We start from the raw sequence: 23,223 nt of genomic DNA, 5'->3' as shown, positions 1-23,223 counted from the left end.
ATGGAGTACGGGATGGTGGAGCGCAACGAGCATGGGGCTGTCGTGGTCCGGCCGCTTGGCGTGCATAGCCTGCTGCCGGGGACGATGGTGGAGATTCGGCCGATAGACGAAGCGCCGACCGCGCAGGCGGAGCATGTGCCGCATCCGCTGCCGGAAGTGCGCGGGATGGCGCTTGCTTGACGGCCGTCCGCTTCGCCATCGGAATCGACCCCGGCCTGTCCGGCGCCATCGCCCTGCTGCGCAACGGCGAGTATGCCGAGGTGTGGGACATGCCCACGATGGGGCGCGGCACGGGGAGTAAGCAGCAGATCAACTCTGCCGAGGTCGCCCGAATCCTGCGCGAGTGCCCGCCGTGCCCGGCCTTCATTGAGCTGGTCGGCGCGATGCCGGGGCAGGGCGTGTCGTCCATGTTCAACTTCGGCAAGGCGGCTGGGGCCGTCATGGGCGCATTGGCGGCACTGAAATTCCCGGTGACTGAGGTCACGCCGCAGCGGTGGAAGCGGGCGTTTGACCTGATCGGCAAGGAAAAGGACATGGCGCGCACGGTGGCGCAGCAGTTGATGCCGCTGGCCCCGCTGAGCCGGAAGAAAGACTGTGGTCGGGCGGATGCGCTGCTGATCGGGCTGTGCGGGTATCGGCAAGGGGGCTGACATGGCGCAGGTTGAGCTAACGATGGTCCTGCTGTGCGAGGCGGCGGCTGCGGAGCTTGGGGCAGGCTGGGAGTTTGAGCTTGCGCTAGGGGAGCTTGTCGGCAAGGCTCGGCGCGAGCATGAGCGGCGGATGAGGGATGCACAGGCGGCGGAGCTGTTGCCGCTGGGCCGGGTAGTCGCTGCGGAACGGCTGGGGGTCGCAACGCGGACGGTGTACCACATGGCGCACCGGCACCGCGACAGGATTTGCAAGGTCGGCTAGGACAGTTGCACACATAGCCGGTTCAATCGCACAAACCCCAATGGGACGTGCGAATGCTGACCGACGATCCAGCCGAACGTAAACACATCCCGCTCGCGCGCGGGTGCCTTGACTACTTCCCGAGCGCCCTTGTGGCAATCGCCGCGCTGTCGGCCAAGGGGAACGACCAGCACAACCCCGGCGACGTGCTGCATTGGGACCGCGCCAAGTCCGGCGATGAAGCCGACGCGCTGCTGCGGCACTTCCTGCAACGCGGGACGGCAGACGCCGATGGGGTGCTGCACTCCACCAAACTTGCATGGCGGGCCCTGGCGCTGCTGCAAAAGGAACTGGAAGCGGCCGGAGCCCCCATTGCCCCCGGTGCCCGCAACGTGCCGACGCTTTCCGCCGACCTGCCCGACTCGCCAATCGTTGCCGCATTGATCGAGCTACACGACGAAGATGCAGCAACGGCGGGGCTGAAGGCGGGCGAAGCGTTCGCCAATCGTTCCGAATCCGTATTGCTCCCGCCGCACGTTGTCATCGGCGACAAGCGCGTTCTGCTGGACGCCGAGCACGACCACGCGGCCTATGTGGCTGCGACCGCGGCGATGGCGGGGGAGGGGAGCTGATGCGCGACATCCGCGAGATCCCCGGATTCGATGGCTACCGCGTTTCGCGTAGTGGACGCATATGGAGTCGCACCGGGAGGGAGCTGGCGCAATACCGAAACCGGAGCGGCTATCTCGGCGTCAAGGCGGATGAGAAATTCCTTCCAGTGCACCGCGCCGTTGCGCTGGCGTGGGTTGGCGACCCATGCGGCATGACCGATGTGAACCACATCGACGGAAACAAGGACAACAACGACCCGGCGAACTTGGAGTGGTGCACGCGCAGCCAGAACATTCGTCACGCGCTGGATACCGGCCTCCATGCCTGCCCGGAGACTCCGGTAATCGGGGTCAATTGGGAGACTGGTGCCGGAGTGTGGGCCAGATCGCAGGCTGCGGTTAAGGCATTGGGGTTTCAGCAGTCGCTGGTCAACAAGGTACTAAAGGGCGAGCGGCCCCATCACCGTGGCTACGTGTGGAGATACGCCGCATGAAGATTCTGATTCTGGACCTGGAAACGCGCCCAGCCCTCGTCTACACATGGGGCATGTTCAACCAGTCGTTCGGCCCGTCGCAGGTTGTGGATTGGGGTGGCGTGCTGTGTTTCGCGGCCAAGTGGCACAAGTCCGATGACGTGCTGTTCTACGCCGAGTGGAAGGGGCGGGAGCGCATGGTCAGGGCTGCGCACCGGCTGCTGAGCGAGGCGGACGCGGTTGTGGGGTGGAACTCGCAGCGCTTCGACACGCGATGGCTCCATTCGGAGTTTCAGCGGGCGGGCATGAAGCGCCCATCGCCCTACGCCAACGTGGACTTGATGCGCTCGCAGAAGCGGGACGCCTTCATGCTGTCGAACAAGCTGGAATCACGCCGGCTGTGGCTGGGGGAGAAGGGGAAGCTGGACACGGGCGGCTTCGGGCTGTGGAAGGCGGTCATGGACGGCAACCGCGAAGCGCGGCGGAAGATGCAGGAATACAACGAGCTGGACGTGCTCATCACGGAGGAAGAGTTCGACCGGATGCGTGCCGGCGGCTGGGTGCGCGGCCTGCCGAACTTCGCCATCGACGGCGGCCACGTCTGCCCATCGTGCGGCAGCGGGAAGTTGCAGGCACGCGGCTACCAGCACAGCAAGACGCGGCGTTACCAGCGGTTCCAGTGCAAGGAATGCGGCAGCTGGTCGCGGGCCGTGGCGTGCGAACCGGGCTCGGCAAAGGTTGTGGGGGCGGCATGAGCAGCGACTACACCCTGCGCGGGCTGGATTTTGAGTCGTACCTGTGCGGCGAGATCACCGACAAGATCATCGACGCCGACCGGTCCGTGCGGCTGGAGTGGTCAAACGGCTTCCCCAACTGGGCCATGTACCGCACGGTTCTGGCCGGGGACAGCCACATGCGCCGGCCGGTGCGCGACTGGTGCGTGGCCTACGCGGTCGCCGCTGCCGAGTCGGGCATCGTGCGTGCGGGCCTGCCTGCCGAGGAGATGGGCGCGCTGGCGGGCTGGGACGCCTACTACCGGCTGCACAACGCCCGATGGGTGATCGCCGGGCAGGACGTGGCCGACGTGGCGGGCGTGGACCCTAAGACGTACCGGAAGCTGCGGAACTACGTCTACGCTGCGTGCCGGGCCAGCTTGGACGAGTACTGGGTCCGGCTACAGGTGGAAGTGCGGCGGGTGTGGATGCGGGATCGGCACATCGAGGCGGCGCGCCCCGTCTCGTCCATGGGCGTGGGGCGTGGCTTTGGCGGCGAGGTGGACCCGTCCGGGAATGGCTGCTACGTGGCTATGCCCCTGCCAGTGAAGGGCGGGCGCGGCGTTACTTCTCCGGACCTGAAGAGAATCGGCGCCTGAAATCCCCATGCCGGAAAACCGGGGCTATATGGGCGTAGGAGGAGAGAATCCTCAAAGCTTCGCCCGCACAGCCTCTAGCCGGACGCCCGCTTCTAAGCGACCTACGCGCCGCCGGGCAATGCCAGACCCGGCGGGCGCCCATAACGGAGCCCGACATGACCGACGAGCCGGAGGTTGAGTTCGCCCCCGAGGGCGTGGTTATCGTCGGCCCCGGTGAAACTCACGTACTGGACGCCGACTACCTTGATCCTGCGGGCGAGGTGGAAGGCGTGCTGGCGGTACAGGCGGACGCGGAAGGCGGCTTGTGGGCCCTGTACGGGCTCAGGGACGCGGCGGACGGGTATCACCAGGTCTGGTTCCAGCCGGGGCGCACGCTGCCCGTGGCGCCGTCTGCGAAGGGCCGCGGACCGCTGCGGCCGGTGAGCTGATACGAAATAAAGCTGATCTTCCCCGGCGGAAGGCCAAGGTTATTTGCGCCGGGGCCGTTCCCGAGCGGGACTGTTTTGCTTGCGCGGTGCCGACTCCATCGGAATCGCCCCGAGCGGGACCAGCAACCGGACGGCGCTCTAGGCGGCCGTCGCCGGAGCCGTAACCGGCCACCTATCGCGGACTGTATCGCCGATTAGACACCCGGCCCGGAAGGTGCCGCACACGAAACATTTTCCCGATTCGGGTAACGCCGTACCCGTTCCGGGTATGAGACAGGGGCAGCCAGTGAAAGACCATCTCCCGGATGCGGTCATTGCCGCCGCCGCCGCCAAGGGCTCGTTTCTGGCATCGGTAACGGCATTCTTCGCCGGGGTGACGGCAAACACGATAGCGGCTATCGGCGGCCTGATCGTGGCGGTGTTGGGCCTTGTCGTGTCATGGCACTACAAGCGCCGGGAGGACCGCAGGCGGGAGGAAGCGCATCGGCTGGTGGTCCAGCGGGCGTTGCTGAGCCCCTACGAGGACGACGCGGGATGAAGGGCCGGATCGCTGTTGCCGCCGGGGCTGCAATCGTTGCCCTTGCGGCAACCATCGTGCGCCCGTGGGAGGGCTACGAGCCGACCCCCTACTTGGACATCGTAGGCGTCCGGACGGTCTGCTACGGGCAGACGGGCTCGCACATCGAGAACCGCACGTACTCCAAGGCGGAGTGCGAGGCGATGCTGCAATCGGAGCTGGGCAAGTACCTGTCCGAGCTGGACGCCTGCATCCACAAGCCCCTGCGCCGCCACGAGTGGGCGGCCTTGCTGAGCCTCGCGTACAACGCGGGGGTTCCCGCAATTTGCGGATCAACGCTGGTCCGCAAGGTCAACGCAGGCGCTGGGCCGGCTGAGTTCTGCCCGGAGCTGCGCAAGTGGGTGTACGCCGGTGGGCGCAAGGTGAAGGGCCTTGAACGCCGCCGGGAGGCCGAATACCGCGTCTGCATGGGGTACGAACCGTGATCCTCTCCGAGCTACGCGCGAACCTCTGGAGGTACGCCTGTATCGCAGCCGCCGTGCTGGCGGTCGCGGCGGTGCTGGGCGCGCTGTACTTTCGCGGGAGCGCCTATAGCGCCCGTGCTGATCGTGACGCAGCCGTCCATGAAAGAGATCAGGCGCGCTCGGACCGGGATGCGCTGGTGGAGCTGATCGCCATTGAGCGCTCCAAGGCGGCCGAGTACGCCCGGATCGCAACCGAATACGAACAGGACAAGGCCCGAGCCGATGAAGTGGCGACCGCTACTGCTGATTCTCTGCGTGCTGGCAATCTCCGGCTGCGCCACGAAATCGGCGCGCTCTACACTGCCCAACTGTCCGGTGCCGCCGCCCATTCCGCCGAGCTTGCTGGTGCCGCTGAACGCGGAGCAGAGCTTGCGGGAGCTGCTATTGCAGTCGGAGCCGCCTGCGACGCCCGGGATCGGGCCTGGCGGGCGGTAGCTGAGGAAGACAGGAAGTGATCGCACGCCACCAGTTCCGCGCCTACGCCGGGGCCGACACCACGCTTACCTGCTGGATCAGGGACGAGGCTGGCCGGCACGACCTGAGCGGGGCTGACGTGACCGTGGTGGTCAAGCGCCCGAACGGGTACGTGGTCGCCACCCTGGAGGCCACAGGGAGCGACCAGGGAGAGGTGACGTTCGAGGTGACCGCCGACACGGTGAGCCAGCAGCTCGCTCCGGGCGTGTTCAATGTCGAGATTCTGGCCGATGGCGCCGTAGTGGGGCTGGGGCATCTGGAGGTGCTGGGGTGAGCGGGGGCAGGCCGACCGACTATTTGCCGGAGTACTGCGAGCGGGTCATGGAACTCGGCAAGCAGGGTAAGAGCGTCACGCAGATGGCCTGCGAACTGGACGTGGTGAAGCAGACCCTGCACAACTGGGCGGCTGCACACCCGGCGTTCTTGGACGCCTTCACACGCGCGAAGCAGTACAGCCAGGACTGGTGGGAGAACGCGGCTCAGACCGGGCTGACGACCAGCGGGTTCAATGCCTCGCTTTGGTCTAGGTCGATGGCCGCCCGTTTCCCTGAGGACTACACCGAGCGCCGGCAGACCGAGCTGACCGGTAAGGATGGCGGCCCGGTGCAGTCGGTGACGAGGGTTGAGCGTGTCATCCACGACCCTGCAAATCCCAACGGCTAGGGTATTTGCGCCGCTTCTGCATCCGGCTCGCTACAAGGGCGCTCACGGGGGGCGTGGATCGGGCAAGTCCCACTTCTTCGCCGGGCTGGCGGTTGAACAGTGCCTGTTGCAGCCTGGATGCCGGGTCGCCTGCGTCCGCGAGGTGCAGAAGTCGCTGAAGAACTCGGTCAAGCTGCTGATCGAGGACAAGATCAGGGAGTTCGGCCTGGCCCAGCTGTTCGAGATCATGGAGGCGGAGATCCGCACGCCCGGAGATGGGGTCATCATCTTCCAGGGTATGCAGAACCACACGGCCGACTCGATCAAGTCGCTGGAAGGGTTCGACGTGGCATGGGTGGAAGAGGCGCAGAGCCTGAGCCGCCGTTCGCTGGACCTGCTGAGGCCGACGATCCGCAAGCCGGGATCGGAATTGTGGTTCAGCTGGAATCCGAACGAGCCCGACGATCCGGTGGACGCGCTGCTGCGAGGCGACCAGCCGCCCGCTGGCGCGGTGGTGGTAGAGGCCAACTGGTCCGACAACCCATGGCTCCCCGCCGAGCTTCGGCAGGACCTGGAGGACGACAGGCGGCGTGATCCGGACAAGTTCGCTCATGTGTGGGGGGGCGCCTACGCCAGGAACTCAGAGGCCCGCGTCTTCCGCAACTGGACGGTCGAGGCGTTCGACACGCCGGCCGACGCAATCCACCGCTATGGCGCCGACTGGGGCTTTGCGGTGGATCCGTCCGTACTGGTCCGCTGCCGGGTGGAGGGGCGGACGCTGTACGTGGACCAGGAGGCGTGGCAGGTCGGGTGCGAGATCGACCACCTGCCGGCCCTGTTCGACCAGGTCGAGGGCAGTCGCAGGTGGCCCATCCGGGCCGACAGTGCGCGCCCAGAGACGGTGAGCTACATGCGCAGGAACGGATTCCCGCGCATCACGTCGGCCATCAAGGGGCAGGGAAGCCTCGAAGATGGCATCGAGTTTCTGCGGTCATTCGACATCGTGGTTCACCCGCGATGCGTCCACGTGGCCGAGGAGTTGACGCGGTACAGCTACAAGACCGACCCGCAGACGGGCGAAATCCTGCCGCTGCTGGCCGACAAGGACAATCACACGATTGACGCGCTGCGGTACGCGCTGGAGGAACTGAGGCGGTCGGGCTACAAGCCGTCTGCCAACGCCCCCAGGGAACGCAAGCGCAGCGACTACGGCTTCAACGTGGAGCCGGTGCGCAACTGGAAAACGGCATAAGGACAGGCGATGGAGCAGGGCAAGGAAGCCCCGGACGTCGATAAGCTGGTCAAGCAGTTCGAGGAATCGCAGGACCAGGGGCGGGAGAACCGCGAACTGTCCGAGCGGGACCGCGACTACTACGACGGCTATCAGCTCACGGACGAGGAAATCGCCACGCTGCAAAGCCGTGGGCAGCCGCCCGTGGTGTTCAACCGCATCGCCCCGAAGGTGGACGCGGTGCTGGGCTTCGAGCGCAGGATGCGCACGGACCCCAAGGCGTACCCCCGGACCCCGAAGCACGAGGACGAGGCCAACAGCGTCACCGACGCGATCCGGTACGTGCTGGACGACCAGCGCTGGGACCAGAAGCGGTCGGACGTGGCCGAGAACGGATTTGTCGAGGGTGCTGGCGCGATTACGGTGACCGTGGCGCAGGGGCGCTCCGGGATCGACGTGATCCTGACCCATGTGCCGTGGGACCGGTTCTACTTCGATCCCTACAGCCGCACCCGCGACTTCAGCGATGCGGCTTACATGGGCGTGGTCGTCTGGATGGACGAGGACGACGTAGAGGCCAAGTGGGGTGAGGAGGGCGTCAAGCTTGCCACGGCCTGCCTGGACAGCAGCGACTGGTCGGGCGACACCTACGACGACCGGCCGCGATACACCGCATGGGCCGACGCCAAGCGTCGTCGGGTGCGGGTGTGCCAGCACTACTGGCGCAAGGCCGGCGTCTGGCATACGGCGATCTTCTGCCGGGCTGGCTATCTGGAAGAACCGGCCGTCTCGCCGTACCTGGACGAGGACGACCAGCCCAGCTGCCCCCTGATCGCGGTGTCCTGCTACATCGACCGGGAGAACAACCGGTACGGCGGCGTGCGGCGGATGATTTCCCCGCAGGACGAGATCAACAAGCGTAGGTCCAAGGCGCTGCACTACCTCAACAGCCGGCAAGTCATCGCCGAGCATGGGGCGGTGGAGAACATCGGCAAGGCCAAGGAGGAGCTGGCCCGCCCGGATGGCTGGGTGGAGGTCAACCCGGAATCCAAGATCGAAATTCAGCCGAACGTGCAGATGGCGGCCGGGGAGATGCAGCTCCTGGCCGAGGCCAAGGCCGAGATTGACGCTTCCGGCGTGAATCCGGCGCTTGAGGGCGACGTGAATGCGCCGTCTGGCCGGGCCGTGGAGGCGCTGCAACAGGCGGGCCTGGCCGAGCTGACCAAGTTCTTCGACGCCCAGCGCGACTGGGGCTGGCGCGTCTACCGGGCCGTGTGGAACCGCATCCGGCAGTACTGGGACGAGGAGCGTTGGATCCGCGTCACCGACGACGAGAACAACCTGCGCTGGGTGGCGCTGAACAAGCCGGTCACGGTCGAGGATGAGGTTCGCAAGCTGGTGGAGGCCGGGCAGCCGGTGCCCCCGCAGCTTGAGCAAGCGTTCATGGCCAACCCGCAGGCCGTTGTGCGCATGTCCAACCCGGTCGCCGACTTGGACGTCGATATCGTCATGCAGGACGCGCCGGACAGCGTGAACATCCAGTCAGAGCAGTTCCAGATGCTCACGGAGATGTGGTCCAAGGCCCCGGACCGCATCCCGCTGGAGATGGTCATCGAGGCCAGCACGCTGCGGAACAAGGAACAGCTACTGGAGCACCTGAAGTCCCAGCAGCAGCCAAATCCGCTGATGGAGCGGAAGGCGACCGCCGATGTGGCCAAGACCGAGTCGGAAGCCGCGAAGAACTTCGCCGCCGCCGAGAAGGACGCGGCCGATGCAAACGCAACAACCCAGCAGTCCAACGTGCAGGCCGTCCAGGCCCATCTAGCCGCCGAGTTCGGCACCCCCGTTCCCCTGATTGGAGTTTGAGATGACGACCCTTTACCCGACCGCTGTTGATCCGATTGATCCGCTGCCGTCCACGCCAGACCGCTCTGACGACGCCGTGCTTGCCTTGCAGAAGCGCGCCGGCACCGTGGCCGTGGTCACTGGCGACGCGGCCCTGCCGGTTGCCGATGGCATCTCCGGCGAGTTCATCCTGACCAAGGGCAGCGCCGCGGCGATCACCCTTGCGGCTCCGACCGCCACCGGCCAGCGCATCACGGTCACGTCTGCCAGCGCCTACGCCCACGTCGTAACGGCCACCGGCCTGATCCACGACGGCACGACCGGCGCGCACAACACGGTCACTTTCGCGGCCTTCGCGGGCGCCTCGGTGACCCTCGTTGGCTACAGCGGCAAGTGGCACACGCAGGCCGCGGTGGCCGCGACCATCGCGTAACGGCTCAACACATTCGATTCACCAAAGGCTCGCTTCGGCGGGCCTTTTTTGTACCCGTCGCCGGGGATCGGGCGAGCGTGACGACCACGGAAGGGTCGAAGGAGCAATGCAATGGAAGGCGACCTGAAAGCCATCTTGGATGGAACGGATACCGATGAAGTCGTGGAGACCCCGGCCCCGGAAGTGGTCGAGGAAACCGAACAGACGGAATCGGAAAAGGGCGAAGTAGTACAGCAGGAAGCCCCTGCGCAGGCCGTGACGCCACCGGCCGAATCCGATGAGGTCCGAGGGCTGAAAGCTGCCTTGAAGGAGGAGCGCCGCAAGCGGCAGGAACTTGCCCGCGAGCGTGCAGAAGCCAAGCAGTTCGATCCGCAGGTTCTCTACCAGGACCCTTCGGAGATCGTGAATTTCGTCAGCGTCCAGCAGCGCAACACGGCCATCAACATGAGCCGCGAGTTCGCCAAGGAGCAGTACGAGGATTACGAGGAAATGGAGGAGCTTTTCGCCGAGGAGGCAGAGCGCAATCCCGCCCTCGTGACCGAGATGCTGCAACACGCCGCGCCGGCCCTGTTCGCCTACAAGACCGCCAAGCACCTCAAGACGGTCAAGGAAGCGCAGGACGGCTCACTTGAGGCGCGTTTGCGGGCGCAGATCACGGCCGAACTGGAAGCCAAGTACGCCGGCAGCCCAAGCCGCCGGTGACGATCCCCACCGACCTTTCAAACGTGCGAAGCGCCAAGTCCACGGAGGACTTCGCGCCCGAATCGCTCGATTCAATCCTGCAACGCAAATAACCCAAGGAAGGGTAAACAATGACTCTCTCGACCGTTCAGACGGCCAACGTCGTCAAGCAGTGGGACGCGGACTTCTACCGCGAGTACATCCGCGACAACCGGTTCGCCCGCTACCAGGGCACCGATGTCAACTCGATCATCCAGCTCAAGGAGGACCTGACCAAGAAGCCGGGCGATGCCCTGACGTTGAGCCTGGTTGCGGCGCTGTCCGGCGCAGGTGTCACCGGCAACGCCCTGCTGGAAGGTGCCGAGGAGGCCATGCTGAACTATGGCCACCAGATCACCATCCAGGCATACCGCAATGCGGTGGCTCTGACCGAATGGGAAGAGCAGAAGACCGCGATGGGCCTGCGCAAGGCTGCCAAGCCGATCCTGAAGGAGTGGGCGATGCAGCTGAACAAGACCCACATCCTCAACGCGCTGGGCTCGGTGCGCGCCACCGCCGGCACCATCGTCAACTACGGCTCGGCCACCGAGGCGCAAAAGGACCAGTGGCTCCAGGCCAATCTGGACCGCGTGCTTTTCGGCGCGACCCTGAACAACACGGACGGCTCGGGCGGCGATGGCGGCGGCGCAGACCACAGCGATTCTCTGTTGGCCATCGCAAACACCGAGAAGCTGACGGCCGCGCAGGTGTCCCTGTACAAGCGCATGGCCAAGCGGGCCGACCCGATCATTCGCCCTGTGCGCGTGAACGGTGACGAGGAGTGGTACGTCCTGTTCGTGGATTCGCTGGCCTACCGTGACCTGAAGGCCGACCTGAAGTCCACGCTGGCCGATGCGCGCGAGCGCGGCAAGGGCAACCCGCTGTTCACCGATGGCGACATCACCTATGACGGCGTGATCATCCGGGAGATTCCGGAGATTGCTTCGCTCGGTGGGGTGGGCGACTCCGGGGCGACCATTTCGCCGGTCTACCTGTGCGGTGCGCAGGCCCTGGGCCATGTGATCGGCAAGCGCTGGGCTTCGGTGACCGAGGAGCGCGACTACAAGTTCGTCAACGGCGTGGCTGTGGCGGGCTTCTTCGGCATCGAGAAGCTGTTCTTCAACGCCAAGCAGCACGGCGTTCTGACCGGCTACGTGGCCGCGGCTGCCGACGCCTGATCGGAGCGGTAAGGACGGGAGGGGCGGCTTCGGTCGCCCCTCTTTTGCATGGATGCAAGGGCCAAGGATGGCCCACCTATTGAGGGGCGGCGATGGCGACCTTTGAACGGGAGCGGCTGGTACGGCGCACCCTGATGGCGCTCGGTGCGTTGGGCGCCAACGATGCCCCGGATGCGGATGACTCAGCTTTGGTGCAGGAGGTCTATGCACAGAAGGCCGACGAGCTCTACGAGGAAGGGCTGCTGCCGTTCGACGTGGAGGGCGACATTCCCGGACGGTACTTTCTGCCGCTGGTGTGGATTCTGGCCCGTGAGCTGCTGGCCGACTTCGGCAAGTTCGGAAGGGCGAAGGTGGTAGAGGTTCGCGCGGCCGAGGCCGACAAGCGCCTGTGGCAGCTTCGGCAGGCTGCCTACGTCCACACCCCGACGCGGGCGACGTACTACTGATGCCCAAGCAGACTCCCCTCGTCACCGGATTCTACCGGGACGGCAATCGGCACTGGTCGCGGCAGGACTGCCTGAACATGTTGCCGATTGCGGCAGAGAAGCCGGGCACGCTCACGCCGATGCAGCTGCGCCAGGTGGCCGGGTGCCGGCCGTTCGTGCAGATCGGTTCCCGCAGTGGCGACGTGTTCACGGCTGCTGGCATCAATCGCGGCCTGCGCAACGTCGAGGGCAAGCTGTTCGCCGTCGCCGGCAACAAGCTGTGGCAGATCACCAATGCCGGGGTCTCGGTGCCGATTGGCACGATTCCGGGGGTGGGCCGGGTGTCGATGGCCCACAACGCCAAGGGGCAGGGCAACGAGCTGCTGACCGTCAACGGTTCGGCCGGCTACGTCTACAACACGCAGACGCTCGCCTTCGGGAAGGTCACGGACACCGGCTACCCCGGCGCGTTCGTGGCTGACTTCGTGGATCAGTACCTGGCGCAGGTCGAGCCTGGCGGGCGCTACTGGTTCCATTCCGACATTGCCGACGCGCACGCCTACAACACGCTGGACCAGTACCAGGCCGAGGGCGACCCCGACCGGATCGTCTCGCTGCTGGTGTCGCATCGCGAGGTGCTGGCGTTCGGCCGCGACACCATCGAGCCCTACGTCAACGCGCCCTCCGGTGATGGCACAGCTCCGTTTGAGCGTGCCAGCAATACGGTCATCGAGGTCGGGTGCGCGGCCCGGTTCACCCCGCGCCGGATGGACAGCTCGGCGTTCTGGCTGGACGACCAGCGCTTGATTCGCAGGCTCGACGGCTACACCCCAGCCATCCTGTCAACGGATCCAGTAGCCGAGGCGTTCGCCGAGTGCACCGAGGCCGAAATTTCGCAGGCCTACGCCTTCACCTGGGAGCCGAAGGGTCACAAGGTCTACTACGTCACGGTGCCGGGCCGGTTCACCTTCGGATACGACGCAAAGACGCGGGAGTGGCACCGCCGCAACACCTACGGCCTGCCGCATTGGGCCATCATCGATATTGCCTACTGGAACGGCCAGTGGATCGCCGCCGACAGCCGAAATTCCAACCTCTACAGGCTTGATGACGCTTACGCTCTGGACGGCTGCGAGCCGATAGAGCGCGTGGTGGTGGCGCCCGTCCTATGGGCCGAGCAGGGCGACATCACGGTCAACAGCGTGGAGCTGATGCTCGATGCCGCCGGGCAGTCGGTGGGGTGCGTCGAGTTCCCGGATCAGCCGGCGGGCCCCGCCATGTCCGGCAGCGCCCCCGATGGATCGGTCAGCATTGTCTATAGCTACGGATACACCGTCACGTCAGGCAGTGCGCCCATCACCACGGTCCAGATCGTAAGCGGAGAGCTGCTGTCCGGCCTCTCCTGGAACTCCAGCACCGCGACGATTTCGGGAACCCCCACGGCAGCCGGAACGATGGATCTCCAGTTCAAGGCTACCGACGCCAACGGACTATGGGCGATCCACGAGGACAGCATCCGCGTTCGCGCCGTATGGGAGTGGGCGGATGACTTCGGCAACAACCTGCATGACGTCGCCTCGGACGGAGAGGCCAGGTTCCTCGCTGTCGGGTCTGGCCTGCTGGGAGTGGGCGAGATTTGGGCCACAGACCAGGTAGCGAACACCTGGACGGATATGTCCGCACTCAACACGCCGAACTGGCCATTGCGTTCGCTGGATTTCGGGAATGGGCAATGGGTCATAAGCGGGGACTCCGGCAATGTTCTAGTCATCGATCAAGCATTGACGGAATCGGCTCAGAACGCGACGTCGAACGGCAGCGCCTACCTTGTCACTCGCTGGACCGGACAGCGATGGCTGCGCATGGGATTCGGCGGAAATGCGGAGTACGCGGCCAATCCTCTCGGGACGTGGACTTCCATCAGTGTTGGCGTGTCGGAGACGGTCCGCCATGCGCTGGTCAATCGGGAGACGGAGCGAGTCCTGGCGTTCACTGAGAACGGGACCATCCGGCGCTCTGTAGATGGCGGCTTGACTTGGGGTGGTGCGACGATCAATGGCACTGACCCCTCCCCGGGAAACCCCTTCACTGGCGTATCGGAGCTGGCTGGGATTATTCGCGCATACAAGACGATCAACTCCAGCTCCTTCGCGGTCTATACGTCCATCGACGATGGCGCGACCTTCGATGCGGCAATCCAGTCCGCGGTTTCTGGTGCCTACAACGGCGGCCAGACCGCGATTGTGGATGGCGAATGGGGCGGCGGCGGCTCGGCGGCTACAGCGCCCAACTACCCGCGCATCTACTTCTCTGCCGACGGACTCTCCCCATTCACCGTGTTTGATTTCATCCCAGGGCCTCCAACGGTGGCCGACTCCCAGATAGTGAAGGTGCTGGACGGCGGATTCGGCACCGGGGTTGCCATTGGCCAGTACAGCGGCGGCGCGAATTTCGCCTATCGCTACAGGTACTCGACATGAGCGACCGCAAGGTGATGCTGGACGTCCAAAGGAACGGCCACCTGGCGCAGATCACCACGCGCGAGGCTGCGTTGCCCGACGTTGGCGAGTACGCCAAGCGCATCCGATTCAACCGGTTCGGCAGCGGCAAGCGCTTCGACCTGACCATCCGCATCACCTCCCCCGTGGTGGTCAACATCATGGGCGCGGTGGCGGAAACCGAGGTGGACGATGGCTGATTCGCTGCCTGACGTGTTCAGGGGCGCGCCGACGTACGCGCAGATCAGGGAACTGGAGCGGGCTATTGCGCAGCTGCCGCAGGCCGAGTTCAAGGAAACGCATCACTTCGCAGAGGGCATCTACGGCCGCGAGCTGTTCATCCCAGCCGGCACGGTGCTGACTGGGAAGATTCACCGCCATTCGACGCTCAACCTCCTGATGCAGGGACGCATCAAGGTGACGAGCGAGGACGGAATGGTCCGGGAGCTGGAAGCTCCGGCGATTTTCACCTCGCCACCGGGCTGCAAGAAGGTCGGCTACGCGCTGACCGACACGATCTGGGTCAACGTCCACGCCACGCGGCTGACGGACATCGCCGCCATCGAGTCGAAATTCATCGTGCCGGAAGCCCCGGCCCTCACGGATGAGGAAACGCTATGTCTTGGGCAGCAGTAGGCGGCGCCGTTGTCGGCGGTGCGATCAACCTCTACGGCCAGAAGAAGGCCGACGCAGCCCAGCAGAAGGGCATCGACCAGGCAACGGCGGAGCAGCGCCGTCAGTTCGACCTGTCCCGGCAGGACCAGCAGCCGTGGCTGCATGCCGGGCAGAACGCACTGACCCAGCTCCAGGCGCTCAACTCCGGCGACTTCTCCAGCTTCAACAACTCGCCGGACTACCAGTTCGCGCGGGATCAGGGCTTGCAGGGACTGGACCGTAGCGCGGCGGCGCGCGGGGGGCTGTGGTCGGGTGGCGCCGATGCCGACCGGATGCAGTACGCCTCCGGCTTAGCCACGCAGAACTACGGCAACTACTACAACCGGCTGTCGTCGCTTGCCGGCCTGGGCCAGACCACGGCCTCGGGCCTCGGTACGCTGGGGCAGGGGTACGCCAACAACATGGGCAATCTTGCCATCGATGGCGCCAACGCCCGAGCCTCGGGCTACCAGAACCAGGCCAACACGCTCGGCCAGCTCGCCTACGGTGCCGGCGGGGCGTTCAGTGACTGGTACCAGGGCAACAAGGCCAACAACCCGGGCGGCACGCCGTGGTATCTGGGCAACAACCCGGGGAGGGGCTGATGGCTGACATCAATCGACTGGCAGCGGTGGCGGGCATCGGCCCGCTGGACGGCATGGAGTACATCCGCCAGCGTGGCGAGGCTGGCCGCCAGCGTGGGCAGACCAACTACCTGAGCCGGCTTGCAGGGCAGGCGTTCACCGCCGCCCCCGCTGAGCGACAGGCGATCATCGGACAGGCAGCGCAGCACTATCCGCAGCAGGCGATGGAGATGGAGCAGGCTTTCGGCAAGCGCGATGACAGCCGCATTGCCTCGGTCGCGCAGAAGGCTCGCTACATCGTCGGCCTGGCGAAGAACGGGCAGTCGCAGGTGGCGGCAAGCCTGTACCCGCAGCTCGCACAGGAGGCCCGAACGCTCGGCCTGGGCGAGGTTCCGGACCAGTGGGACGACTCGTTCGTCCCGGGGCTGGAGCAGCTGGCGCAGTACGGCGTGAAGCCGGGGGACGACACTACGCCGTCCGACATCCGCAGCCTGCAAATCCTCCAAGGCAACCCGGAACTCCTGAGGCTGGACCGCGAGCGTCGGCAGGCGGCGGGCATGGTGCCCAAGCCGTTCGAGACTTCGCAGGGCATCGGCTGGGGCACTCCGGGCGGCGGCATCGAGTTGGCGCCGATCACGGGTGTGGCGGGGTCGCAGGCGCCGCCCATCCAGAACGTAGCCGGCACGCCGGCCCAGAGCGATTTTGCGGCGCAGGCCGGGGAGGCGTTCTATCAGCAGATGATCCAAGCGGGCTTGTCCGACGAACAAGCCACGGTCGCCACTGGCGCTTACTTGACGAACTTGGAGCGGAGCGCCCCGTCCTTTACGCAGCCTCAGGCGTCTGCGCCTCCCCGCAGCCCGATGGTCATGGATCCGGTGAACGGGGGGATCGCGCAGCCCTACGAGGCGCCGACCAAGCCGCCGGCAGGCTATGAGTTCGCCGAGGATGGGCGCACCCTCCGGCCCATCCTCGGCGGCCCGCAAGACACTACCAACGCAGCGACCGCATTCAAGGACGAACAGTCGATCCGGAAGGAAGTGACGGACGCTGTCAAGCAGGATCAGTCCGTGCTGAGCATGTACCAGAAGGTGCAGGAGGCGGCGAACAGCAACACCGCGGCCGGCGACCTGTCACTGATCTTCGCGTTTATGAAGATGCTTGACCCCGGATCGGTGGTGCGTGAGCAGGAGTTCAACAACGCCCAGAACGCGGCAGGCATTCCGGACCGCATCCTGAACTACCGGAACCAGATCCTCAGCGGTGTTCGGCTCAACCCCGCGCAGCGCGCCGACTTCATGAATCAGGCGCAGCAGATCGCAGGACAGTCGCAAAGCCGTATCACCAACACTGCGCGCCGCTATCAGGGAATTTCTGAGCAGTACGGTTTCAACCCAGAGCGGGCGACTGGAATGCCGGACTTCCGTGGGGTGCAGGGCGGCGCGCAGCCTCGTGAAGGCGGCAACACCGTTCAGCCAGTGCAGAACATCCGTCTGCGCTACAACCCAGCCACCGGAGCTATCGAGTAATGGCAATCGAAGTCGAAGGACCGGACGGCGCGGTTGTTGAGTTTCCGGATGGAACCGACCAGGCGACGATCCAGAAGGCGATGCAGGGGCACTACGGCGGCCCGCCGTCGCCGCGGGCTCGCAACTGGTCCACGCCCAGCTATGCCCCGATCCCGCAGACCACGGCCAAGCCGTCGCTGTTCCGCATGGACTCGGACTTCGCCGAGAAGGGCGGGGTCGGCCCATTGGCGATGCTCAGCGGCGCCGCGCGCGACACTTTCGCAGGGCGGGAGAACGCGGCCGAGTACCTGGCCGGCAAGGCTGGCGGCAAGGCCGACGTGGACAACACGGGCGCACCCATCGTCACGCTGCCCAGCGGCGAGTCCTACCGGCTCAACGATCCGGGGCTTGACCTGAATGACGTGGCGAGCGTTGGCAGCAATATCGGCGCTTTCCTGATCCCCGCTGGCGCCGCTACCAAGCTGGGGCAGGCGCGCAACCTTGGCACGCTGAGCCGCGGCGCGCTTCAGGCGGGCACCGCAGCCGCGACGGACGCGGCGCTACAGGCCGGCGTGACCGGTGGCGACGTGGACCTTGGGCGTACCGCCGCGGCGGCTGCTGGCGGTGCTGGCGGAGAGGTGCTGGGGACCGGGGTCGGCGCCGCTGGCAGTAAGCTTGCAGCTCTTTCCCGTCGGACCAGCGGAGCGAACACCCGCAACGCTCTGGAGCTGCTGGCGGATGCAGGCGTGGGGTCTCCGCCGCCTCCACTGCTGGCCCGGCTTGCCGGCGGCATGGAGGAAGTCAGGGCAGGCGCCGATCCGAACGCGATCCTCGGCCGGGAGCTGTACGGCTTCCAGTACACGCTCGGCCAGCGCATGAAAGACCCGGTGCAGCGCTTCGACCAGTTGAGCCGGGAGGAGGTGCTAAGGCAGGCGCCGGGGGCGGGCGGCGTGTTCGATGCGGCCAATCGGGCGAATCGGGAGCGGCTTGGCGAGGCAGTCGATACCTTGGGCCAGAAGCTCGGCGGCCGTCCCGGCGCCACTCCTGCCGAGCTTGCGCAGGGCGCGGCGGGCAAGGTCCGGCAGCAGGCCGATGCGCTCGATACGCAGATCGGGGAAGCCTATGAGAAGGCCGGGCAGGGTGCCCGTACCGCCGTGGGGACGGACGCCGTGGCGGCGCTCCCTGGCCGCCTGCGGGCCGCTGTTGCCGACTTCGGTGTCGATCCGCAATTGCACCCCGCCGCTTCCCGCACGCTCGCACAGGTCCGCGAGGCGGCCGGCCAGGTGGCGCAGGGCGACATCAAGGGCGTCACCCTCAAGGCCATCGAGACCCAGCGCCGGATCATCAACAACAACGTGGCCGCCGCCGCCAACCCGTCCGACCGTGCCGCCACGCTGGCGATCAAGCGCGAGTTCGACGGCTGGCTGGACGATGCCGTGGAAACGGCTCTGGTATCCGGCGATCCGGCCGCGTTGCAAGCCCTGAAGGATGCCCGGCAGCTGCGTTTCGAGTACGGCCGCCGGTTCGAGGGCAAGGCGGAGGCCGACAAGTTCATCGCCGGCCTACTGGACGGTTCCCGCACGCCGGAGGAACTGGTGAACATTGCGCTCGGCGCCGGGCAGGTTAGCAAGGCCGGCGGCGCGCGGTTCATTGAGCGCCTGCGCGTGGCGGCCGACAACGATCCGGAGGTTATCGGGGCACTGCGGGCCGCGCACTTCCAGCGCCTGGCTCTGGGCCGCAATGGCGAGCCCCTGGGCATGGGCAAGATCGTGTCCAACATCAAGGCGACCGAGTACGGCAATGCCAGCGTCGTGAAGGCGCTCTACACCCCCGCCGAGTGGGCAGAAATCAAGTCGCTGGCCAACTCCCTGGAGCCGCTGATCGCCAAGGGCGACTTTGCACGCACGTCCGGGTCTGGCGAGCGCGTGGCGCGGATGCTGATGAGCAAAATGGGCGGCGGCGTCCCGGTCCTCGGCGATATGGTCGTCAAGCCGATACAGGCGGGGGTCAACTACTCCCGCGCCACCAATACGCTCAACAAGCCGCTGCGGTTGCCGGGGAGGGTGCCGCGCGGCTTCGTGCCCGCGTCGGCCGCGACCATGCAAGAGGTGACGCGCTAGAGCTTGTCGATGTGCCCGTCACGCAGCCACCGGCGACGGGCAGCATTCCAGCCGAATGCGAAAGCCAGGCCCGCAACGATGATCAGGGCGACCCACCAGAAACCTAGCCACTTAACCGGCAGGAAGAAAAGAGCCGCCAGCGGTATCGCCCAAATCGCCTGCCCAGTCGGATTCTCAAGCAGCCAGATCACGACCCTTCGCCAGCGGGGCAGGTGAGCGAGGGATTCGTAGTCAGCCACGACGCTTGTTCTTCCGTATTGCCCAAACGGCCACGACCAGGATTGCAAGAGGAATCCCGAAGAAAACGGCGGCGATGGCCCAGTGCCAGATGCTGAAGCTTCCCATCCCCGCCTTTTACCACACTGGGGCTTGCAATACAGTACCGAAATGGTACTCTTTAGTCCGGCGGCGCTTGCGACACCGCCGGGTTGTACTAGTGGATGAGCAGCCACGCCAGAAGCGCAAGCAACTGGCCGACGCCCCGCAAGTCCACCTTGATCTCCTTGATAACGATCTTCATCACAATCCTTTGTGAGTAAGCCGGGATGGACCCCGGCCCAATCACGATACACCCCAAGCCCCGGCCAACCCCCGGGGCTTTTTCTTTGCCCGGAGAGACACGGAATGTCCGTCCACCAGCTGTTGAACCCCTTCGTCGCCCTGGACAACCTGCTGGGCACGGCAACCGCCCCGGGCGGGAAGCTGTACTTCTACGAGCGCGGGACCACGACCCCGAAGGACACCTGGCAGGACTTCGGCAAGGGCACGTCCAACGCCAATCCAGTGATCCTGGACTCCGCCGGCCGGGTGCCGGCCCAGGTCTGGGGCGATGGTGACTACTCGGTCAAGCTGGACGCGGCGGACGACTCGGCCATCGTGGCGTCGGTGGAGTTCCGCGACCCGGCCCCGGCTGGCAGTGCGATCCCGGACCAGTCGGGGCACTCGGGCGAGTTCCTGGGCACGAATGGCACGGACACCGCATGGCTGCCAGTCCTCCAGCTGCCGGACCCCACCGGATCGGCCGGCTACATGCCCGTGGTGAACGGGGCGGGGGACGGCTATGCGCTGATCCCGCAACCGACCGCCCCGGAGTCGGCAAACATCGCGGTTACCAGCTCGCGCATCGTCCTGACCGACGCGGACGGCAACAAGTGGCAGATCATCCGGGGCACCGTTACCACGTCCTCCGGCGTGGGCACGATGCAGGCGCAGGGAACGGTCACGTACCCAAACGCATTCAGCGAAACCGTCTGGCCCGTGGTCACCCCGACCGGCGGCCCATTCGCTCCCGGCAATAGCTACGGCCCGTACTACGGCGACCTGTCTGTCACCGCCGCCAACGCCAACGGCTTCACCTTCATCGTCAACACCGCCCACGCCGACCCCGGCCCCGCGTCGCAGGAGCAGATCAGCGGGAACATCACGGCCAGCTTCATCGCTATGGGTCCGATTGCATGACCGACTCCCCGCTGCTGCCCGGCGCGCACGCATGGCGTGACGGCTCCGGCAAGCCCATGCCGGTGGAGTTCTACAAGTTCCTGCGCGACCTCGTGGCGTACTTGCGGGCCTCGGGGGCGAACACCGCCGACATTGCCGCGCTAGAGGACCGCATCTCGGTGGTTGAGGCCGGTGGCAGCAATGCAACCTTGCAAGGATTGGAGTCTGTGCGTGTCGCAGGCTCTCTCTCCGGCGGCCTCGTGCAATTCCGGCTGGATGGCGACGCGGCCACGCCCGGCGCATCCCTCTACTACGGCACTAATGCCTTGGGCGTGCGCGGCTTCCACGCCATGCCCGACCCGACGCCGGAAATCCCCTTCTCCTACATCACGTCTGATGGTGAGCCGTACTGCACCGAGGACTACGCCGACCTGTACGCAGGAGTTCTCTGATGGCGCTACGCCGATTTTCCGATAACCCCGCCGCATCCACGCCGCTGACCGGCACGGAGATCATCCCGGGCCTGCAATCGGGTGCGGATGTGCAAATGACCGCGCAGGACATTGCTGACCTTGCCGGCACCGGTGGCGCCGAGGACTTCACCGACTTGGCAGACGTGCCCTCCAGCTACACGGGAGAGGCGGGCAAGCTGGTGGCGGTCAACGGCACGGAAGATGGTCTGGAGTTCGTCTCCGGAAGTGGCGGCGCCGTTGATTCGGTCAACGGGCAGACCGGCACCGTGGTGTTGGAACTGGGCGACCTGGACGACGTTGACGCCGCCACCCCGACCGACGGCTACGTGCTGACGTGGAACAACACCGATGGAGAATGGAAAGCCGCTGCGGCCACGGGCGGCATGTCGAACCCCATGACTACGGCGGGCGACATCATCTATGGAGGCGCGTCGGGAACGCCGGTACGCCTTGCAGCAGGCACGGACGGCCACGTGCTTACCCTTGTGTCTGGTGATCCGGCCTGGGCAGCGCCCGGCGGCGGGGCCCTGACCAACTGGACGGAAGCTGCAAACAGTTCCGCCCCGAATGCAACCGTGCCGGTCGTGTCCTTTTCGGCCAACAATGCCGCGTCCAGTGTTGATGTCGTCATTGCCAGCAAGGGGTCGGGAGGGCTCGCCAGGGAGGTGGCCGATAGCACGGCGACCGGAGGGAATAAGCGCGGCACTGATTCGGTTGACCTGCAATCGGTACGGGCTACGGCTGCCCAGGTGGCGAGCGGTGCCAGGGCCTGCATTCCGGGCGGATTCAACAACACGGCCAGCGCTCAGGCGGCTTTTGCGATGGGCCAGACCTGCAACGCCAGCGGACAACAGGCCGTTGCGATGGGAGAATCCAACACGGCTTCCGGCATGAACAGCGTAGCCTTGGGCGGAAGTGGTGGGGCGGCTTCAGCCACGGACGCCGTGGCACTGGCTGGTGGTACAGCCAATGCAGTGGGAGCCTTCGCCATGGGCAGGGGCGCGAACACAAATTCAGTCACCGGGGCTTTTGCCGAGTGCTACAACAGCCAGCCTCCGCGCTCGCGCTATAGTCTGTACGGGCAGACGACCAACGCCACCCCATTGACGCTCACGACGACCGGAAGCGGGACCGGAGCGGCCACCAATCAGGTCTATTTCGGCGGCCTCAACAACCGCAGCGGCATCTATCGTGGCTTGATCGTCGCCCGGCAGTCTGGGAACGGTGGCGCTAAAATGTCGTGGCAGTTCGTAGCTCACTTGGACCGGGACAACAACACGGTCTCCCTGGTGGGAGCGGTAACCCCCACGGTCGTGGCGTCGTCCGCTGGACCTCCGGCATGGGCCGTAGCGGTCACGGCAGACAACACCCTGAAAACGCTGAAGGTCGAAGTCACGGGTGCCGCCGCCACCACGATCAACTGGGCGTGCTTTGTGGATGGGCAGGAGTGCACGGGCTGATTGCGCGGCCTGCGCGGTGGTGCAGTAGGACTTTTCCTACGCTCCGCCGCGCCATCCGCCGATAGGCAACCGTCAAGCAATCCCTGACAGTTGCCCCACCAGCACCGCGCGCGCCGACCCTCGGAGTCCAGGCAGCACCCCGCGCGGGCCCCGCGATCCTCCCCTGTTCCCGGGGCTGCTGGTCAGCCCAGCCGGTCCGCCAGCTCGTCGGGGTCGGCGTTGTAGTAGACCAGCAGGCTGCGCAGGTCGCGGTGGCCAATCATCCGTGCCAGCTCCATCACGTCCAGCTTCTTGGACAGCCGCCAGATCGCCTCTGCCCGGCTGTCGTGGAAGTGCAGGTTCGCTATTCCCGAATCCCGAACGGCCCGCCGCCACAGCACGTCCCGCGTGCCGGCGTCCAGACCGAAGCATGGCCCGTCCCCTCGCGGCAGGACGGCCAGTATCTCCCGCGCCCGCGCCGACAGCGGCACTCGCCGCACGTCCCCGTTCTTGGTCGCCGGCAGGGTGACCGACTTCTCGGCCACGTCCGGCCACGTCATCCCCAGCATCTCCCCGGCCCGCATGGCCGTCTCCAGGGCGAACAGGAAGGCCAGGCCGGTGCGTTGGCTTGCCGTGTCCGATTCCAGGTCGAGCAGGCCCAGCGCCAGCGTTACCCGGTCGATCTCGTCGGCCGTCACCCGGCGGCGGCGGGCGGGCGGGTTGCGGCCGGACATGGCCCTGGGGCCGCC

Annotated in this window: 29 protein-coding genes; 27 read left to right on the top strand and 2 right to left on the bottom strand. The window is 66.1% G+C overall.

Going from position 1 to position 23,223, the window contains the following annotated elements; genetic code table 11:
- From CSC64_RS06750 to CSC64_RS06635, 24 genes are all read left to right on the top strand, one after another.
- Nucleotides 1-180: a hypothetical protein gene (locus CSC64_RS06750; protein WP_162434566.1), complete on the top strand. Its 180-nt coding sequence runs from the start codon at nucleotides 1-3 to the stop codon at nucleotides 178-180.
- Complete coding sequence (locus CSC64_RS06745) at nucleotides 177-650, top strand: RuvC family protein (protein ID WP_202922329.1); 474 nt, start codon at nucleotides 177-179, stop codon at nucleotides 648-650. Before CSC64_RS06750 ends, CSC64_RS06745 begins: the two co-directional genes overlap by 4 nt.
- 315 nt (nucleotides 651-965) lie before the next feature.
- A complete protein-coding gene (locus CSC64_RS06740; protein ID WP_162434565.1) occupies nucleotides 966-1,523 on the top strand; it encodes a dATP/dGTP diphosphohydrolase domain-containing protein in 558 nt (185 codons plus the stop codon).
- Nucleotides 1,523-1,996, top strand: coding sequence for an HNH endonuclease signature motif containing protein (locus CSC64_RS06735; RefSeq protein WP_162434564.1), 474 nt, complete (start codon nucleotides 1,523-1,525; stop codon nucleotides 1,994-1,996). The genes CSC64_RS06740 and CSC64_RS06735 overlap by 1 nt, the downstream gene beginning before the upstream one ends.
- The gene (locus tag CSC64_RS06730) at nucleotides 1,993-2,730 is read left to right on the top strand and encodes a ribonuclease H-like domain-containing protein (RefSeq protein WP_162434563.1); all 738 of its coding nucleotides are present in this window, start codon (nucleotides 1,993-1,995) and stop codon (nucleotides 2,728-2,730) included. Before CSC64_RS06735 ends, CSC64_RS06730 begins: the two co-directional genes overlap by 4 nt.
- Nucleotides 2,727-3,347, top strand: a complete 621-nt coding sequence (locus CSC64_RS06725; protein ID WP_162434562.1) for a hypothetical protein — start codon at nucleotides 2,727-2,729, stop codon at nucleotides 3,345-3,347. Before CSC64_RS06730 ends, CSC64_RS06725 begins: the two co-directional genes overlap by 4 nt.
- A gap of 155 nt (nucleotides 3,348-3,502) precedes the next feature.
- Nucleotides 3,503-3,775, top strand: a complete 273-nt coding sequence (locus CSC64_RS06720; RefSeq protein ID WP_162434561.1) for a hypothetical protein — start codon at nucleotides 3,503-3,505, stop codon at nucleotides 3,773-3,775.
- 286 nt (nucleotides 3,776-4,061) lie between these two features.
- Nucleotides 4,062-4,313 carry a holin gene (locus CSC64_RS06715; protein ID WP_162434560.1) on the top strand — a complete coding sequence of 84 codons (252 nt, stop codon included), beginning with the start codon at nucleotides 4,062-4,064 and terminating at the stop codon, nucleotides 4,311-4,313.
- Nucleotides 4,310-4,777 carry a lysozyme gene (locus CSC64_RS06710; protein ID WP_162434559.1) on the top strand — a complete coding sequence of 156 codons (468 nt, stop codon included), beginning with the start codon at nucleotides 4,310-4,312 and terminating at the stop codon, nucleotides 4,775-4,777. Before CSC64_RS06715 ends, CSC64_RS06710 begins: the two co-directional genes overlap by 4 nt.
- Nucleotides 4,774-5,271 carry an endopeptidase gene (locus tag CSC64_RS06705; RefSeq protein WP_162434558.1) on the top strand — a complete coding sequence of 166 codons (498 nt, stop codon included), beginning with the start codon at nucleotides 4,774-4,776 and terminating at the stop codon, nucleotides 5,269-5,271. The genes CSC64_RS06710 and CSC64_RS06705 overlap by 4 nt, the downstream gene beginning before the upstream one ends.
- Nucleotides 5,268-5,564 carry a hypothetical protein gene (locus tag CSC64_RS06700; RefSeq protein WP_162434557.1) on the top strand — a complete coding sequence of 99 codons (297 nt, stop codon included), beginning with the start codon at nucleotides 5,268-5,270 and terminating at the stop codon, nucleotides 5,562-5,564. The genes CSC64_RS06705 and CSC64_RS06700 overlap by 4 nt, the downstream gene beginning before the upstream one ends.
- Nucleotides 5,565-5,611: 47 nt before the next feature.
- A complete protein-coding gene (locus tag CSC64_RS06695) occupies nucleotides 5,612-5,953 on the top strand; it encodes a hypothetical protein (protein WP_162434556.1) in 342 nt (113 codons plus the stop codon).
- Complete coding sequence (locus CSC64_RS06690) at nucleotides 5,919-7,184, top strand: PBSX family phage terminase large subunit (protein ID WP_162434555.1); 1,266 nt, start codon at nucleotides 5,919-5,921, stop codon at nucleotides 7,182-7,184. The genes CSC64_RS06695 and CSC64_RS06690 overlap by 35 nt, the downstream gene beginning before the upstream one ends.
- A 9-nt stretch (nucleotides 7,185-7,193) precedes the next feature.
- Complete coding sequence (locus tag CSC64_RS06685; RefSeq protein ID WP_162434554.1) at nucleotides 7,194-9,029, top strand: portal protein; 1,836 nt, start codon at nucleotides 7,194-7,196, stop codon at nucleotides 9,027-9,029.
- A 1-nt stretch (nucleotide 9,030) separates the two neighbouring features.
- Nucleotides 9,031-9,441, top strand: coding sequence for a hypothetical protein (locus CSC64_RS06680; RefSeq protein WP_162434553.1), 411 nt, complete (start codon nucleotides 9,031-9,033; stop codon nucleotides 9,439-9,441).
- Between the two features lie 111 nt (nucleotides 9,442-9,552).
- Entirely contained in the window at nucleotides 9,553-10,143 is a 591-nt protein-coding gene (locus CSC64_RS06675; RefSeq protein ID WP_162434552.1) for a hypothetical protein, read from the top strand.
- A 110-nt stretch (nucleotides 10,144-10,253) separates the two neighbouring features.
- Nucleotides 10,254-11,339, top strand: a complete 1,086-nt coding sequence (locus CSC64_RS06670) for a phage capsid family protein (protein WP_162434551.1) — start codon at nucleotides 10,254-10,256, stop codon at nucleotides 11,337-11,339.
- A gap of 92 nt (nucleotides 11,340-11,431) precedes the next feature.
- Nucleotides 11,432-11,785, top strand: a complete 354-nt coding sequence (locus CSC64_RS06665) for a hypothetical protein (protein ID WP_162434550.1) — start codon at nucleotides 11,432-11,434, stop codon at nucleotides 11,783-11,785.
- Nucleotides 11,785-14,244: a packaged DNA stabilization protein gene (locus CSC64_RS06660; protein ID WP_162434549.1), complete on the top strand. Its 2,460-nt coding sequence runs from the start codon at nucleotides 11,785-11,787 to the stop codon at nucleotides 14,242-14,244. Before CSC64_RS06665 ends, CSC64_RS06660 begins: the two co-directional genes overlap by 1 nt.
- Nucleotides 14,241-14,462: a hypothetical protein gene (locus tag CSC64_RS06655; protein ID WP_162434548.1), complete on the top strand. Its 222-nt coding sequence runs from the start codon at nucleotides 14,241-14,243 to the stop codon at nucleotides 14,460-14,462. Before CSC64_RS06660 ends, CSC64_RS06655 begins: the two co-directional genes overlap by 4 nt.
- Nucleotides 14,455-14,898 (top strand): hypothetical protein, encoded by a 444-nt coding sequence (locus tag CSC64_RS06650; RefSeq protein WP_162434547.1) that lies wholly within the window; start codon nucleotides 14,455-14,457, stop codon nucleotides 14,896-14,898. The genes CSC64_RS06655 and CSC64_RS06650 overlap by 8 nt, the downstream gene beginning before the upstream one ends.
- Nucleotides 14,880-15,521, top strand: a complete 642-nt coding sequence (locus CSC64_RS06645) for a hypothetical protein (RefSeq protein WP_162434546.1) — start codon at nucleotides 14,880-14,882, stop codon at nucleotides 15,519-15,521. Before CSC64_RS06650 ends, CSC64_RS06645 begins: the two co-directional genes overlap by 19 nt.
- On the top strand, nucleotides 15,521-17,026 hold the full coding sequence (locus CSC64_RS06640; protein ID WP_162434545.1) for a hypothetical protein: 1,506 nt from the start codon (nucleotides 15,521-15,523) through the stop codon (nucleotides 17,024-17,026). Before CSC64_RS06645 ends, CSC64_RS06640 begins: the two co-directional genes overlap by 1 nt.
- Nucleotides 17,026-19,125, top strand: coding sequence for a hypothetical protein (locus tag CSC64_RS06635; RefSeq protein WP_162434544.1), 2,100 nt, complete (start codon nucleotides 17,026-17,028; stop codon nucleotides 19,123-19,125). Before CSC64_RS06640 ends, CSC64_RS06635 begins: the two co-directional genes overlap by 1 nt.
- On the opposite strand, the gene CSC64_RS06630 is transcribed toward CSC64_RS06635, so the two are convergent.
- On the bottom strand, nucleotides 19,122-19,364 hold the full coding sequence (locus CSC64_RS06630; protein ID WP_162434543.1) for a DUF4175 domain-containing protein: 243 nt from the start codon (nucleotides 19,362-19,364) through the stop codon (nucleotides 19,122-19,124). The two genes, CSC64_RS06635 and CSC64_RS06630, sit on opposite strands and share 4 nt — an antisense overlap.
- Nucleotides 19,365-19,749: 385 nt before the next feature.
- Between CSC64_RS06630 and CSC64_RS06625 the strand changes: the two genes are divergently transcribed.
- From CSC64_RS06625 to CSC64_RS06615, 3 genes are read left to right on the top strand one after another with little or no spacing between them, the layout of a single operon-like run.
- Nucleotides 19,750-20,583, top strand: a complete 834-nt coding sequence (locus CSC64_RS06625; protein WP_162434542.1) for a hypothetical protein — start codon at nucleotides 19,750-19,752, stop codon at nucleotides 20,581-20,583.
- Nucleotides 20,580-21,014: a hypothetical protein gene (locus CSC64_RS06620; RefSeq protein WP_162434541.1), complete on the top strand. Its 435-nt coding sequence runs from the start codon at nucleotides 20,580-20,582 to the stop codon at nucleotides 21,012-21,014. The genes CSC64_RS06625 and CSC64_RS06620 overlap by 4 nt, the downstream gene beginning before the upstream one ends.
- On the top strand, nucleotides 21,014-22,495 hold the full coding sequence (locus CSC64_RS06615; RefSeq protein ID WP_162434540.1) for a hypothetical protein: 1,482 nt from the start codon (nucleotides 21,014-21,016) through the stop codon (nucleotides 22,493-22,495). The genes CSC64_RS06620 and CSC64_RS06615 overlap by 1 nt, the downstream gene beginning before the upstream one ends.
- A gap of 182 nt (nucleotides 22,496-22,677) precedes the next feature.
- Here the strand turns inward: CSC64_RS06615 and CSC64_RS06610 are convergent.
- The coding region (locus tag CSC64_RS06610; protein WP_162434539.1) for a site-specific integrase at nucleotides 22,678-23,223 on the bottom strand (546 nt) is incomplete at its 5' end.

The organism is Pseudoxanthomonas koreensis (assembly GCF_010093225.1).
Taxonomy (GTDB): domain Bacteria; phylum Pseudomonadota; class Gammaproteobacteria; order Xanthomonadales; family Xanthomonadaceae; genus Pseudoxanthomonas; species Pseudoxanthomonas koreensis.
Note: the sequence above shows the minus strand (reverse complement) of the source record. Positions and strands in the feature narration are given on the sequence as shown.